Origin of the sequence: Zoogloea sp., from assembly GCF_044344315.1 — a bacterium.
Taxonomy (GTDB): domain Bacteria; phylum Pseudomonadota; class Gammaproteobacteria; order Burkholderiales; family Rhodocyclaceae; genus Zoogloea.
Map to the genome: position 1 here is coordinate 1 of NZ_JBIJDC010000046.1, position 13,915 is coordinate 13,915.

The window sequence follows — 13,915 nt, forward strand, 5'->3', positions numbered from 1 at the left end:
CGCGGTCACATAGCAAAAATAGCCGGCCGGATGGCGCGCCCTGGCGGGTGCACCCGGCCGAATCTGCGAGAAAATGCAGCACTGCGCCGGTCATCCTCATGACGATTGCGATGGCCGGACGCACCTCAGGAAAGGATTTGCAGCCATGTTGCTGATGATCGACAACTACGACAGTTTTACCTACAACCTTGTCCAGTACTTTGGCGAGCTCGGTGCCGACGTGAAGGTATTCCGCAACGACGAGATTACCGTCGAGCAGATCACCCTGATGAAGCCCGAGCAGATCGTCGTCTCGCCGGGGCCGTGTTCACCCGCCGAAGCCGGCATCTCGGTGGCGGCCATCAAGGAGTTCGCCGGCAAGATTCCGCTCCTCGGCGTGTGCCTGGGCCACCAGAGCATCGGCGCTGCCTTTGGCGGCAAGATCATCCACGCCAAGAAGCTGATGCACGGCAAAGTGTCGCCGGTGCATCACCTGGACCAGGGCGTGTTCAAGGGCCTGCCCAATCCGCTCACCTGCACCCGCTACCATTCCTTGGCCATTGAGCGCGAAAGCCTGCCCGACTGCCTGGAAGTCACCGCGTGGACCGATGACGGGGAGATCATGGGCGTGCGCCACAAGACCCTGAAGGTTGAGGGTGTGCAGTTCCACCCCGAGTCCATCCTCACCGAGCGTGGCCACGACCTGCTGCGCAACTTCCTCGAACAATCCAGAGCCTGACCGGAGTCCGCTGATGACCTTTACTGCCCAGGAAGCCCTGCAACGCACCATCGACCACCGGGAGATCTTCTACGACGAGATGCTCTCCCTGATGCGCCAGATCATGGCCGGGGAAGTCTCCCCGGTGATGACCGCCGCCATCCTCACCGGCCTGCGCGTCAAGAAGGAGACCATCGGCGAGATTGCCGCTGCGGCCACCGTGATGCGTGAGCTGTCCACCAAGGTGGTGGTGCCCCCTGACAGCAACTTCCTCGACGTGGTGGGCACCGGCGGCGACGGCTCCCATACCTTCAACATCTCCACCGCCACCATCTTCGTGGCCGCGGCGGCCGGTGCCAAGGTGGCCAAGCATGGCGGGCGCAGCGTCTCCAGCAAGTCCGGCAGCGCCGACGTGCTGGAGTCCCTGGGGGTGAACCTCAACCTCAACGCCCAGCAGGTGGCCGAGTGCATTGAGGAGACCGGCATCGGTTTCATGTTTGCCCCCAACCACCACAGCGCCATGAAGAATGTGGCACCGGTGCGCCGGGAGATGGGGGTGCGCACCCTGTTCAACATCCTTGGCCCACTGACCAACCCGGCCGGTGCACCGAACACCCTGCTTGGCGTGTTCCACCCCGATCTGGTGGGCATCTGCGTGCGCGTCATGCAGCGCCTTGGCGCCGAACACGTGCTGGTGGTGTACGGCCGCGACAGCATGGACGAAGTGTCCCTGGGCGCCGCCACTCTGGTGGGCGAGCTGAAGGACGGGGAGATCCGCGAGTATGAAATCCACCCGGAAGACTTCGGTCTGACCATGATGTCCAGCCGCAACCTCAAGGTGGCCGATGCGGATGCGTCGAAGGCCATGTTGCTGGGGGTGCTCGACAACACACCGGGCGCCGCACGGGAGATCGTGGCCCTCAACGCCGGCACGGCCCTATACACCGCCAACGTGGTGGGCTCCATCGGCGAGGGCATCGTCAAGGCTCGCGAAGTCATCGCCTCCGGCGCAGCCCGCGCCAGGCTGGAGGCCTTTGTGGCCTGTACCAGGCGGTTCGCCTGAGGCATCTCTAAGAAAGTACACCCATGTCCGACATCCTCAACAAGATCCTCGCTGTGAAGCGCGAGGAGGTGGCCGCCGCCCGGGCGGTGGTTTCCGATGCGGCGGTGCGCGAGCAGGCGGCCGCCCAGGCGCCAGCCCGTGACTTCGTCGGCGCCATCCGCAGCAAGATTGCGGCCGGCGGCGCCGCGGTGATTGCCGAGATCAAGAAGGCCAGCCCCTCCAAAGGGGTGATCCGGGCCGACTTCCGGCCTGCCGAGATTGCCGCCTCCTACGAGACGGCCGGCGCCGCCTGCCTGTCGGTGCTCACCGACCGGCAGTTCTTTCAGGGCGCCCCCGAGTATCTGCAGGCTGCCCGTGCCGCCTGCAGCCTGCCGGCCCTGCGCAAGGACTTCCTGGTGGACAACTACCAGGTGTTCGAAGCCCGTGCCATGGGCGCCGATGCCATCCTGCTGATTGCGGCGGCCCTCAGCCTGGCCGAGATGCAGGAGATGGAAGCTATTGCCGAAAGCCTCGGCCTGGGGGTGCTGGTGGAAGTGCACAACGGCGCCGAGCTGGACTTGGCCCTGCAGTTGCGCACGCCGCTGCTTGGGATCAACAACCGCAACCTCCGTACCTTTGAGGTCAGCCTTCAGACCACCCTGGATCTGCTGCCGCGCATCCCGGCGGACCGCGTCGTGGTCACCGAGTCGGGCATCCTGGCGCCGGCCGATGTGGCCCTGATGCGCGCCAATCAGGTCAATGCCTTCCTGGTCGGCGAGGCCTTCATGCGCGCCGACGACCCGGGCGCCGGGCTGGCCAGCCTGTTTGGCTGAACGCGGGTGAATAGACCTGCGGCACGGCCCGATTCCTTAACCCGTTCTGAGCGATGAGTGACGCGCCGGCGGGCCACGAACCGAAGCCCGCGCCCGCGGCGGCCCCCATCCGTGCCCGGGAGGGCTGGCTTGCGCGCTTGACGCGGGGCCTGCTGGGGGCGTGCATCAGCGCCATTGTTGTGGTGGTGCTGCTGATCGGCTGGCTGGGCGGCACCGAATCGGGGCTGCAGGCCGTGGCTGAGCTGGCCTCCCGCCTCAGTGGCGGCATGCTCCGCATCGACGGGCCCCAGGGCTATCTGCTCGGGCAGCTGCGGGCCGACGTGGTGCAGGTGCGCACGCCCACCCTGCAGGTGGACATCCTCAACCTGCGCATGGACTGGCGCCCCGGCGCGCTGATGAGCGGCACCCTGGACGTGTCCGCACTGAGCGCCTCGGAGCTGTCCGTGGCGACCGCGCCCAGCACCGATCCGGCCACGCTGCCGCTCAGCCTCGAGCTGCCGGTGGCGGTGCATCTGGATAGTCTCGCCATCGACCGCCTGCGTATTGGCGCCCTGGTGGATGGCAAGCCCGCCGAGCCGGACATGGTGCTCACCGCCCTGGCCGGCAAGCTCGATTCCGACGGCCTTCAGCACCGTCTCTCCGGCCTGCGCGCCGGTGCGCCCTTCGGGCAGCTGACGGCCGAGGGGCGTATCTCTGGCCGCTCGCCTTTCGACCTCCAGGCCAGTGCCTACCTCTCCACCCTGCAGGAGGGCGAGGCCTACGAAGTGCAGGCAGAGGCCGCCGGCACCCTGGAGAGCCTGACCTTGCAGGCGCGGGCCGAGGGCGCCGGCCTGCGCGGAGAGGCGCAGGTGGCCGCCACGCCGTTTGCGCCCTTGCCTGTGCGTTCGGTGCGGCTGCAGCTGCGGGATGTGGATCCGGCGCGCTTCCATGCCGCGGCACCGCAGGCACGGCTCGACGTGGACCTGGATCTGACACCGGTGGTGGCGTCCAGCGTTACCACCGGGCAGCCCGTGGCGCCGGCCGACTGGGTGGTCAGCGGCCCCCTGCGCGTTGTCAATCACCAGCCGGGCCCCTACGACAGCGGCGCCCTGCCAGTGGACAGTTTCAATGCCAGCCTGCGCTGGGCCCAGGGTGAGCTGGCGGCCTCGGGCGTGGATCTGCGCCTGCCGGGCCAGGGGCGTGCCACCGGCACCCTGCGCTGGAAGGCGCCGGCGCCCGCCACGCCCGGCTTCGGTCAGCTCGACGCGGACCTGCGCATTGCCGGCCTCGATGCCCGGCGCCTGGACCGGCGTGCCGTGACCACGCGCATCGCCGGGGCCATCACCGCCCGCGCCAACGCCGACACTCAGACCCTTGCGGCAGATCTGAGTGATGCCCGCCTGTCCCTGCGCCTCAAGGCCCGCCAGGCGGCCGGCGTGCTGCACCTGGACGAGGCCCTGGCCGTGGCCCGCTCCGCCCGCCTGGAATTGAGCGGCAAGCTGGCCCTCGACGGAGCGGGGGCGTTCGACGCCCGGGGGCGTTTGAGCCAGTTCGACCCCCGGGCCTTTGCCACGGCGGCACCACCGGCCGATCTGAATGCCCGCTTCGAACTGAGCGGCAAGCGTGCACCGCATCTTGTGGGCAACCTGAGTTTCGAGCTGGCCCCCAGTCAGCTCGAAGGCAAACCGCTGGTCGGCAAGGGTGAGCTGGCCATCGATGGTGACGTGCTCACCCAGAGTCAGGTCGCCCTCGATCTGGCCGGCAACCGCCTGACGGCCCAGGGGCGCTACGGGCGTCCCGGTGATGCCCTCGAGCTGCACCTTGACGCCCCGGCGCTGGCGGCCCTGGGCCATGGATTGAGCGGGAGCATCAAGGCCGACGGGGTGTTTCGTGGCACGTTGGCCCAGCCGGCAGGCGAGCTTGCCGTGCTCGGCGAGAAGCTCGCCGCGGGAGAGCTGCGCATCGATGCAGTCAATGGGCAGGGGCGTATCGCCGCGGGCCGCAGCGGGGCGCTGTCGCTGCAGCTGGCCCTGGCCGGCCTGCGCAGCGGCAGCGACGCTGAAGTCCTGGTGCGCCGGGCCAGCCTTGCCCTGACGGGGACCCGGGAGGCCAACAGCACGCGTATCGAGGTGCATGGCCTGCGCCAGCATTCGGCGGTCACCACCCTGGCGGGTCGCCTGTCTGATGGCCCCCGCTGGGACGGGCGACTGGAGAGCTTCGAGGTGAGCGGCGATTACCCGATCCGCTTGCTTGAGCCGGCTGCGCTGCTCCTGTCCCGGGACATGCTGCGGCTGGGTTCGGCCGAATTGCGTGGCGGTGCCGGCGGCTTGTATCGCCTCGAGGAAACCCGCTGGCAGGCGCGCCACCTGGTGGCGCGGGGGCGGGTCAGCGGCGTGCAGGTGGGGGTGAACCTCGACCCGTCCACCCGGGCCGTGCGGCGCCAGGGGGATTCCCTGCAAATGGGGGGCGAATGGGATGTGGATATTGGCGAGCAGGCCAATGGCTTTGTGCGCTTCTACCGGGAGAAGGGGGACCTGATCTTGCGGGGCGATACGCCGGTGCGCCTCGGCCTTGATGATCTGCAGCTCACCGTGTCGGCTGCCGCCAGCCGGCTGGCCTTCGGCTTCAGCGCCCATGGCAGCCAGTTGGGCAGTCTGGCCGGGGCGGGCTCGGCCCTGGCCGAGCGCGCAGCCGATGGCAGTCTGCGCCTGGTGCCGGGGGCGCCGCTGCTGGGTTCGGCCAGCCTCGACATGCCGTCCATTGCCTGGGCCGGCCCCCTGGCCGACCAGAACCTGAAGACCGATGGCAGCCTGAAGGGCGAGTTCACCCTGGCCGGTACCCCCGCGCGTCCCGAAACGGCAGGGCGCCTGCGCGGTGAGAAACTCGATTTCGTGATGGCCGACCAGGGCCTGCACCTCTCCGGCGGCACGCTGGTGGCGGACTTCAATCGGGAGGTGCTGCGCTTGGACGAGCTCAGCTTTGTCTCGCCCAACCGGATCCGGCCCCGGGAGAGCCGCATTGATGTCGCGCGCCTGACCCGCGAGCCCGGCACCCTCAAGGCGGCGGGGGCCATCCAGCTGGCCAGCGGAGAAGGGCGCTTTAGTTTCAAGGCCGCCCGCCTGCCGCTGCTGCAGCGGGCCGATCAGTGGCTGGTGCTCAGCGGTGAGGGGGAGATCCTCAGTGGCTGGAACTCGGCCCACCTGAAGGGCCGCCTGGCAGCGGATGCGGGCTTCGTCGAGCTGTCGCGGACGCCGGCACCCAGTCTGGGGGATGACGTGGAAGTCCTCGACCCGCGCCGGGCCGAGAAAACACCGGCCAGCCCCTTCCGCATGGGTGTAGACCTGGCTCTCAGCCTGGGCGATGCCCTCTATGTGAAGGCCCTGGGGCTGGATACGCGGCTCGCTGGCGAGTTGCGCCTGCAGTCCGGTGATGGCCGTCCCCTTAGTGCCACCGGCATCATCACCACCCAGGGGGGCCTCTTCGATGGCTACGGCCAGCGACTGTCCATCGAGCGCGGCATCGTCACCTTCAACGGGCCGTTGGCCAATCCCGGGCTCAACGTGGTGGCCCTGCGCAAGGGACTGACGGTGGAGGCGGGGGTGGGCATTACCGGTACGGCACGTCGGCCGGTGGTCCGGCTGGTGTCCGAACCCAATGTGCCCGACCCGGAGAAGCTCGGCTGGATCGTCCTCGGCCGCCCGCCCGATCAGGGTTCCGGCGGTGAAATGGCCCTGCTGCTGCCCGCTGCACAGGCCCTGCTGGGTGGAACAGGGGCGGGCCTGTCCGCAAGTCTGGCCAGCGCCCTGGGTTTTGACGAGATCTCCTTCGGCTCCAGCATTGATCCCCGCTCCCGGGTGCAAACCAGCAGCGTGGCGACCGGCAGCGTGACGGGCACGGCTTCCAGTGCCTCGTCGCGGAACATCGATTCGGTGCCAGGCCAGGTCATCACCATCGGCAAGCGCCTGTCGTCCCGGGCCATGCTGTCCTTCGAGCAGAGCATTTCCGGGACGTCCAGCGTGGTCAAGCTCACCTATCAGCTGACCCGCCGCATCTCGGTGATCGGCCGGGCGGGCAGCGAGAACGCCCTGGACGCATTGTTCTCCATCTCCTTCAAATAGGGCGTTTGCATGCCCGGCCGGGGCAATTGATCCCGGTCATGGACGATGCCGCGGGCTTTGGGCGAGATGGAAGGCCATCCGCCAGGAGTCCACCATGTCCATCCGTCTTGATCCCCGCCGCATTTCCGGTGCCATCGTGCTCGCAGCCCTGGCTGAGGGCTGGCGCCAGTTGCGCGGCTGTCTGAAGCCGGCGGCCGGCTTTGCCGCCGTTTTCGTGCTGATCGGCCTGCTGATCTTCGCCCTGTTGCTGCGGCTCGACCTGGCCCAGATGATCCTGCCCTTTGCTGGCGGTTTCCTGCTGGTGGGCCCGGCGGTGCTGAGCGGCTTCATCGCCCTGCGGCGGGCCCGGGAAAAGGGGGAGCGCCCCGGCTTGGGGCAGGTGCTGGCGGCCTTCCGCGGGGCGCCCCGGGGCCTGTGGGTGGTGGCCGGGGTGTGCGCGCTGCTGTTCCTGATCTGGATCACCGATGCCGCCACGGTGTACAGCTTCATGATTGGCGTGGGTGCCGCCCCGGAGGTCGGGCAGGTGCTGCGCTTTCATGGTTTCACCGGGGTGATGGGGGCGGTGCTGGCCTTCATCGTGTTCTGTATCTCGGCGTTCTCGGTGCCCCTGCTGTTTGATCGTCGGGCCAACCTGGTCGAGGCGGTCACGGCCAGCGTGAAGGCCGTGTTTTCCAATGTTGGCGCGATGCTGGTGTGGGGGCTGGTGCTTGCCGTGGCGGTGATCGCCACCATCCTGTGCCCACCGCTGCTGTTGCTGAGCCTGCCCTGTCTCGCCTTTGCCAGCGATCTCATTTATCTTGAAATCTTTCCGCCGGATGAAGGTCTGCCGGATACCTCACCACTTGTTTAGGACTGTCATGGCAGAGAATTTCCCGAAAATCGAAGTGGCCATCCTGGCGGGCGGCTGCTTCTGGTGCCTCGAAGCGGTGTACCTGGGGGCAGAGGGCGTGCACAGCGTGACGTCCGGCTACATCGGCGGCCACGTGGACGCACCCACCTACGAGCGCATCTGCGATGGTGACACCGGCCATGCCGAGGCGGTGCGCATCGAGTTCGACCCGGCGGTGATCGGTTTTGCCGACCTGCTCGACATCTTTTTTGCCATCCACGACCCGACGACCCCCAACCGCCAGGGCAACGACGTGGGCACCCAGTACCGTTCGGCGATCTTCGCCACCACGCCGGAGCAGGAGTCCCTGGCCCGGCAGACGGTGGCAGAGCTGGCGCGGGAGGGGGGTTTCCGCGCCCCCATCGTCACCGAGATCCTCGCCGCGCCCCACTTTTGGCCGGCGGAGCCGTATCACCACGATTACTTCAGCCGCAACGGGCACCAGCCTTATTGCCAGTACGTGGTGGCGCCCAAGGTGGCCAAGTTCCGCAGCAAGTTCGCCAAGCGTGTGAAGGCCACTTGAAATAGAATCCGGCGGTCATTCACAAGGAGCATTCCATGACCCAAACCACCACGGCGAGCGGCCTCGTCATCGAAGACCTGGAAGTTGGCACCGGCCCCGAGGCCACGGTTGGTCAGCACGTCCAGGTGCATTACACCGGCTGGCTCACCGACGGCAAGAAGTTCGATTCCAGCAAGGATCGCAACGACCCCTTCGTCTTCCCCCTGGGCGCGCGCCACGTGATCTCGGGCTGGGACGAGGGTGTGCAAGGCATGAAGGTGGGCGGCCGTCGCAAGCTGACCATCCCGCCGAACCTGGGCTACGGTGCCCGCGGTGCCGGCGGCGTGATCCCTCCCAACGCCACCCTGGTGTTCGAAGTGGAGCTGCTGGCGGTGAAGTGATTCACGCCCTTTGCTGCCGCGTCAAGTGATTCGGGCGCCCCATGGGGCGCCCGAATTGCGTTCAGGGGCAGGGCAGGCTCAGGCCAGGATGTCGCGCAGGGCGTCGATCAGCAGGCCGCACTGGGCGTCGGTACCGACGGTGATGCGCAGATACTGGTCGATGCGCTCGGCCTTGAAGTGCCGCACGATGATGCTGCGCTCGCGCAGGGCCGCTGCCAGGGCTGCCGCGTCCCGCTGGGGGTGACGGGCGAAGACGAAGTTGGCAGCCGAGGGCAGCACGTCGAAGCCCAGCCCGGCCAGGCTGGCCGACAGGGCATTGCGGCTGGCGATGACCTGGCGGCGGGTGGTGTCGAACCAGGCCTCGTCGTCCATGGCGGCGCTGGCGCCCACCAGGGCCAGTCGGTCCAGCGGGTAGGAGTTGAAACTGTCCTTGACCCGGGTCAGTGCCTCGATGAGTTCCGGCTGACCGATGGCGAAACCGACCCGCAGACCGGCGAGGGAGCGGGACTTGGAGAGCGTCTGGGTGACCAGGATGTTGGGGTGGCGGCGGATCAGGGCGACGGCGGTGGGGATCACGTCGAGGCCGCCGAAATCCACGTAGGCCTCATCAATGACGATGGGCGCATCGGGCAGGGCCTCGGCCAGCCGGGCGATGTCGGCCAGGGGCAGCAGCCGCCCGGTGGGGGCATTGGGGTTGGGGAAGATCACCGCGCCGACCTGGCCGGCGCCCCGCGCGAGGTAGTCGTCCACCTGGATGGCGAACTGGGCATCCAGCGGGATGGCTTCGAAGTCGATGCCGTAGAGCCCGCAGTAGACCGGGTAGAAGCTGTAGGTGATGTCCGGGAAGAGCAGCGGCGCGTCGTGCTTGAGCAGGGCCTGGAAGGTATGGGCCAGGACCTCATCGGAGCTGTTGCCCACGAAGACCCATTCGGCCGGCACGTCGAAGTGGCGGGCCACGGCGGCTTTCAGCTGGCTGCCGGTGGGGTCCGGGTATAGCTTGAGGCGGTCGGCGTCCTCGCCCAGTTCGGCGCGAATGGCTTCGAGCGCACGGGGGCTGGGTGGGTAGGGGTTTTCGTTGGTATTGAGCTTGACCAGCTTGGCGAGCTTGGGCTGCTCGCCGGGGATGTAGGGGGTCAGGTCGTGGACGACGGGGCTCCAGAAGCGGCTCATGGCGGATCTGCGTGGCGGCGAACGGCGCCGCAAGGGACGATAAAAACGCTAGATGCTATCATGACCCTTTCGTTCCCCCGTTCTAACAGTTCTCCGGAAATCAGCGCAATGCGGCAAGCCGAAATCTCCCGCGATACCCTCGAGACGAAAATCCGGGTCAGGCTCGACCTGGACGGCTCGGGCAAGAGCCAGCTCAACACAGGTATCGGTTTCTTCGATCACATGCTCGACCAGATCGCCCGTCACGGCTGTTTCGACATCGAGATCGAATGTGCCGGTGACCTGCACATCGACGGTCACCACACGGTCGAGGACGTGGGCATCGCCCTGGGCCAGGCCTTTGCGAAGGCCGTTGGCGACAAGAAGGGTCTGACCCGTTACGGCCACGCCTACGTGCCCCTGGACGAGGCCCTGTCCCGGGTGGTGGTGGATCTGTCCGGCCGTCCCGGCCTGGAGTTCGACATTCCCTTCACCGCCGGCATGATCGGCGCCCTCGACACCCAACTTGTGTACGAATTCTTCCAGGGCTTCGTCAATCACGCCCTGGTGTCCCTGCACATCGACAACCTGAAGGGCCGCAACGCCCATCACCAGTGTGAGACCGCGTTCAAGGCCTTTGGTCGTGCCCTGCGCATGGCGGCGACGCCCGATCCTCGCCAGGCCGGCGTGATTCCTTCCACCAAGGGGGCACTATGAGCAAGGTCGCGATCATCGATTACGGCATGGGCAACCTGCGTTCGGTGGCCAAGGCCATTGAGCATGTGGCCACCGCCGACACAGTGGTGGTCACGGCCGACCCGGCCGAAGTGCTGTCGGCTGACCGTGTCGTCTTCCCCGGCCAGGGCGCCATGCCCGACTGCATGCGCGAGCTCGATGCCCGCGGCCTGCGTCCCGCGGTGCTGGAAGCTGCACGGAACAAGCCTTTCCTGGGGATCTGCATCGGGCAGCAGATGCTCTTCGAGCACAGCGAAGAAGGCAACGTGCCTGGCCTCGGCATCTTCAGGGGTGAAGTCCGCCGCTTTCCCGCCGAGCGCATGGTGGCCGCTGACGGCTCGCGCCTGAAAGTGCCGCACATGGGCTGGAACGAGGTGTGGCAGAAGCAGGCCCACCCCCTGTGGGCCGGTATCGACGACGGTGCTCGCTTCTATTACGTGCACAGCTACTACGTAGACCCGGCCGATCCGGCCATCGTCGCGGCCACGACCGATTACGGCCTCCCCTTTACCGGGGCGGTAGCGCAGGCTAATATCTTCGCCATCCAATTCCATCCGGAAAAGAGCGCGCACGCGGGCTTGCAGCTCCTGTCGAACTTCATGTCCTGGAAGCCCTGACGCCATTCCTTTCCATCCCGTCGCCTCGTTTCAACTCCTCTACCGCCCTCTCCTATGCTGCTGATTCCCGCTATCGACCTCAAGGACGGTCACTGCGTGCGCCTGAAACAAGGCGAAATGGACGCTGCCACGGTCTTCTCCGAAGACCCCGGTGCGATGGCCAGACACTGGATCGACCAGGGCGCCCGGCGCCTGCACCTCGTGGACCTGAATGGTGCCTTCGCTGGCAAGCCGAAGAACGGTGCTGCCATCAAGTCCATCCTCGACGAAGTGGGCGACGAGATCCCCGTGCAACTCGGCGGGGGCATCCGTGACCTGGATACCATCGAGCGTTACCTGGACGCCGGTCTGACCTACGTCATCATCGGCACCGCGGCGGTCAAGAACCCCGGTTTCCTGCACGACGCCTGCAGCGCCTTCCCCGGCCACATCATCGTTGGCCTGGATGCCAAGGACGGCAAGGTGGCGGTGGATGGCTGGTCCAAGCTGACCGGTCATGACGTGGTCGACCTGGCGAAGAAGTTCGAGGATTACGGCGTCGAAGGTGTGATCTACACCGACATCGGCCGTGACGGCATGCTCTCCGGCGTCAACATTGAAGCCACCGTCCGTCTGGCCCAGGCCCTGCGTATTCCGGTCATTGCCAGTGGCGGCATCGCCGCCATCGGTGACGTGGAAGCCCTGTGTGCCGTCGAGGCCGAAGGCATTACCGGCGCCATCACCGGCCGGGCCATCTATGAAGGCACCCTTGATTTCGCCGCAGCCCAGGCCCGCGCCGACGCGCTCGCCGAAGCTGACGACTGACCCATGCTCGCCAAACGCATCATTCCCTGCCTCGACGTCAGCGCTGGCCGTGTCGTCAAAGGCATCAATTTCGTCGAACTGCGTGACGCCGGCGATCCGGTTGAGGTTGCCCGCCGCTACGATGAGCAGGGCGCCGACGAGATCACCTTCCTCGACATCACCGCCAGCTCCGACGACCGCAACATCATCCTGCACGTGGTCGAGCAGGTGGCCGAGCAGGTCTTCATCCCGCTCACCGTCGGTGGTGGCGTGCGTACCGTCGATGACGTGCGCCGCCTGCTCAATGCCGGTGCCGACAAGGTCAGCATCAATACTGCTGCGGTGAATAACCCCCAGGTGGTGGCTGATGCGTCGGGCAAGGTGGGCAGCCAGTGCATCGTGGTCGCCATCGACGCCAAGCAGGTCGCCCCGGGTAAATGGGAGGTGTTCACCCACGGCGGGCGCAATCGCACCGGCCTCGACGCCATCGAATGGGCCCGCAAGGTCGAGTCTCTCGGTGCCGGTGAAATCCTGCTCACCAGCATGGACCGGGATGGCACCAAGAACGGATTCGATCTGGGCCTGACCCGCGCCGTGTCCGACGCCGTGTCCATTCCCGTGATCGCCAGCGGCGGCGTGGGCAGCCTCGAGCACCTGGCCGACGGTGTCACCCAGGGTCGTGCCGACGCAGTACTGGCAGCCAGCATCTTCCACTTCGGTGAGCACACCGTGCGTGAAGCCAAGGAGCTGATGCGTGCCCGTGGAATCGAGGTGCGTCTGTGAGCGCTGTCCCCAACGATGGCGCCTGGCTGGACGAGCTGCTCTGGGACAAGGATGGTCTGATTCCTGCCATCGCTCAGGATGCGGTCAGCGGTGATGTACTGATGTTTGCGTGGATGAATCGTGACGCCCTGGCTCGAACGGTTGAAACAGGCGACGCGGTATATTTCTCGCGTTCCCGCGGCAGGCTGTGGCACAAGGGTGAGGAATCCGGCCATACCCAGAAGGTCCGCGAGATCCGCATCGATTGTGATAACGACGTGGTGCTTCTGAAGATCGAGCAGGTGGGCGGGATCGCCTGCCATACCGGGCGACGCAGCTGCTTTTTCCAGAAATACCTCTCCGACGGCCGCTGGGCGGCGGTCGATCCGGTTCTCAAAGACCCGAAGGAAATTTACAAATGATCGATATCGAAGTGCTCCACCGCGTGTCCGAGACCCTTGCCTCACGCAAGGATGCCGATCCCGAGTCGTCCTATGTCTCCGGCCTCTTCCACAAGGGGACCGATGCGATCTGCAAGAAGGTCGCCGAGGAAGCCGCCGAGACCATCATGGCGGCCAAGGACAAGGATCTGCTCCACGTGGTCTGGGAAGTCACCGACGTGTGGTTCCACACCCTGGTCCTGCTGCATCACTTCGGCCTGTCGGTGGACGACGTGCTCGCCGAGTTCCGTCGTCGTGAAGGCGTGTCGGGGATCGACGAGAAGAAGTCGCGGACTGCGACCTAAGGGAATACGCCGATGCAGGATTGTCTGTTCTGCCGTATCGTGCGTGGTGAGATCCCGGCCGCAATCGTCCATGAAGATGAATGGGTGCTGGCCTTCAAGGACATCCAGCCCCAGCGTCCGGTCCACGTACTGGTCATTCCCAAGAAGCACATCACCTCGCTGGCCGACGCCACCGAGGCTGATATCGAAGTGCTGGGGAGAATGCTGGTGCTTGCGAACCGGATTGCCGTCGATCAAGGCAGCACTGACGGCTTCCGGTCCATCATCAACACCGGCCGCGTTGGCGGGCAGGAAGTCATGCATGTGCACATGCACATCGTAGGTGGGCAAGAGCCTGTCGGGCCGATGCTTAAACGGTAGTTTCAAGGAGATTTGAATGGGTTCCTTCAGCATTTGGCACTGGCTGATCGTGTTGGTGATCGTCATGCTCGTGTTTGGCACCAAGAAGCTGCGCAACATCGGGCAGGACCTGGGTGGTGCGGTGAAAGGCTTCAAGGACGGCATGAAAGAGGCCGATCAGGGCGGCGACGCCAGCCAGAAGATTGCCAACGGCAACGGCCAGACCATCGACGCCGAAGCCCGGGAAAAGAACAAGTCCTGATCCCGGACCCGCGGCAGGCGCGGAAGAGGGGCAGGCTTGCCCCTTTTTTTGTTTCTGCCGCC

The 13,915-nt window shown here is 66.3% G+C and carries 16 protein-coding genes; 15 read left to right on the forward strand and 1 reads right to left on the reverse strand.

The features are described from left to right. The first annotated feature begins 145 nt into the window (after window positions 1-145). The 7 genes from ACIQ09_RS11575 (at window position 146) to ACIQ09_RS11605 (ending at window position 8,461) form a co-directional block, all read left to right on the forward strand. A complete protein-coding gene (locus tag ACIQ09_RS11575; protein ID WP_398309555.1) occupies window positions 146-718 on the forward strand; it encodes an aminodeoxychorismate/anthranilate synthase component II in 573 nt (190 codons plus the stop codon). A gap of 13 nt (window positions 719-731) precedes the next feature. Further along, window positions 732-1,760 carry an anthranilate phosphoribosyltransferase gene (gene trpD, locus ACIQ09_RS11580; protein ID WP_398309558.1) on the forward strand — a complete coding sequence of 343 codons (1,029 nt, stop codon included), beginning with the start codon at window positions 732-734 and terminating at the stop codon, window positions 1,758-1,760. Between the two features lie 23 nt (window positions 1,761-1,783). Continuing rightward, on the forward strand, window positions 1,784-2,572 hold the full coding sequence (gene trpC / locus ACIQ09_RS11585; RefSeq protein ID WP_398309561.1) for an indole-3-glycerol phosphate synthase TrpC: 789 nt from the start codon (window positions 1,784-1,786) through the stop codon (window positions 2,570-2,572). Between the two features lie 53 nt (window positions 2,573-2,625). After that, a complete protein-coding gene (locus ACIQ09_RS11590) occupies window positions 2,626-6,669 on the forward strand; it encodes a translocation/assembly module TamB domain-containing protein (protein WP_398309564.1) in 4,044 nt (1,347 codons plus the stop codon). A 94-nt stretch (window positions 6,670-6,763) separates the two neighbouring features. Beyond that, window positions 6,764-7,519 (forward strand): DUF2189 domain-containing protein, encoded by a 756-nt coding sequence (locus ACIQ09_RS11595; RefSeq protein ID WP_398309567.1) that lies wholly within the window; start codon window positions 6,764-6,766, stop codon window positions 7,517-7,519. 7 nt (window positions 7,520-7,526) lie between these two features. Further along, complete coding sequence (msrA, locus tag ACIQ09_RS11600) at window positions 7,527-8,081, forward strand: peptide-methionine (S)-S-oxide reductase MsrA (protein WP_398309570.1); 555 nt, start codon at window positions 7,527-7,529, stop codon at window positions 8,079-8,081. Window positions 8,082-8,116: 35 nt separating this feature from the next. Continuing rightward, window positions 8,117-8,461: an FKBP-type peptidyl-prolyl cis-trans isomerase gene (locus tag ACIQ09_RS11605; protein ID WP_296570016.1), complete on the forward strand. Its 345-nt coding sequence runs from the start codon at window positions 8,117-8,119 to the stop codon at window positions 8,459-8,461. A gap of 78 nt (window positions 8,462-8,539) precedes the next feature. Here the strand turns inward: ACIQ09_RS11605 and hisC are convergent, their stop codons facing one another. After that, on the reverse strand, window positions 8,540-9,631 hold the full coding sequence (hisC, locus tag ACIQ09_RS11610) for a histidinol-phosphate transaminase (RefSeq protein WP_398309574.1): 1,092 nt from the start codon (window positions 9,629-9,631) through the stop codon (window positions 8,540-8,542). 108 nt (window positions 9,632-9,739) lie between these two features. Here hisC and hisB point away from each other — a divergent pair, with 108 nt between their 5' ends. From hisB to tatA, 8 genes are read left to right on the forward strand one after another with little or no spacing between them, the layout of a single operon-like run. Beyond that, a complete protein-coding gene (hisB, locus tag ACIQ09_RS11615) occupies window positions 9,740-10,327 on the forward strand; it encodes an imidazoleglycerol-phosphate dehydratase HisB (protein ID WP_296410059.1) in 588 nt (195 codons plus the stop codon). After that, window positions 10,324-10,962, forward strand: coding sequence for an imidazole glycerol phosphate synthase subunit HisH (hisH, locus tag ACIQ09_RS11620; RefSeq protein WP_398309577.1), 639 nt, complete (start codon window positions 10,324-10,326; stop codon window positions 10,960-10,962). Before hisB ends, hisH begins: the two co-directional genes overlap by 4 nt. Window positions 10,963-11,016: 54 nt before the next feature. Next, complete coding sequence (hisA, locus tag ACIQ09_RS11625; protein WP_398309580.1) at window positions 11,017-11,766, forward strand: 1-(5-phosphoribosyl)-5-[(5-phosphoribosylamino)methylideneamino]imidazole-4-carboxamide isomerase; 750 nt, start codon at window positions 11,017-11,019, stop codon at window positions 11,764-11,766. Window positions 11,767-11,769: 3 nt separating this feature from the next. After that, complete coding sequence (gene hisF / locus ACIQ09_RS11630; RefSeq protein WP_398309583.1) at window positions 11,770-12,528, forward strand: imidazole glycerol phosphate synthase subunit HisF; 759 nt, start codon at window positions 11,770-11,772, stop codon at window positions 12,526-12,528. Further along, window positions 12,525-12,929: a phosphoribosyl-AMP cyclohydrolase gene (gene hisI, locus ACIQ09_RS11635; RefSeq protein ID WP_398309586.1), complete on the forward strand. Its 405-nt coding sequence runs from the start codon at window positions 12,525-12,527 to the stop codon at window positions 12,927-12,929. The genes hisF and hisI overlap by 4 nt, the downstream gene beginning before the upstream one ends. Next, window positions 12,926-13,252: a phosphoribosyl-ATP diphosphatase gene (locus ACIQ09_RS11640; RefSeq protein ID WP_398309589.1), complete on the forward strand. Its 327-nt coding sequence runs from the start codon at window positions 12,926-12,928 to the stop codon at window positions 13,250-13,252. The genes hisI and ACIQ09_RS11640 overlap by 4 nt, the downstream gene beginning before the upstream one ends. 12 nt (window positions 13,253-13,264) lie before the next feature. After that, the gene (locus tag ACIQ09_RS11645; protein WP_398309592.1) at window positions 13,265-13,612 is read left to right on the forward strand and encodes a histidine triad nucleotide-binding protein; all 348 of its coding nucleotides are present in this window, start codon (window positions 13,265-13,267) and stop codon (window positions 13,610-13,612) included. Between the two features lie 16 nt (window positions 13,613-13,628). Further along, the gene (tatA, locus tag ACIQ09_RS11650) at window positions 13,629-13,853 is read left to right on the forward strand and encodes a Sec-independent protein translocase subunit TatA (protein WP_398309595.1); all 225 of its coding nucleotides are present in this window, start codon (window positions 13,629-13,631) and stop codon (window positions 13,851-13,853) included. The last annotated feature ends 62 nt before the right edge of the window (window positions 13,854-13,915 follow it).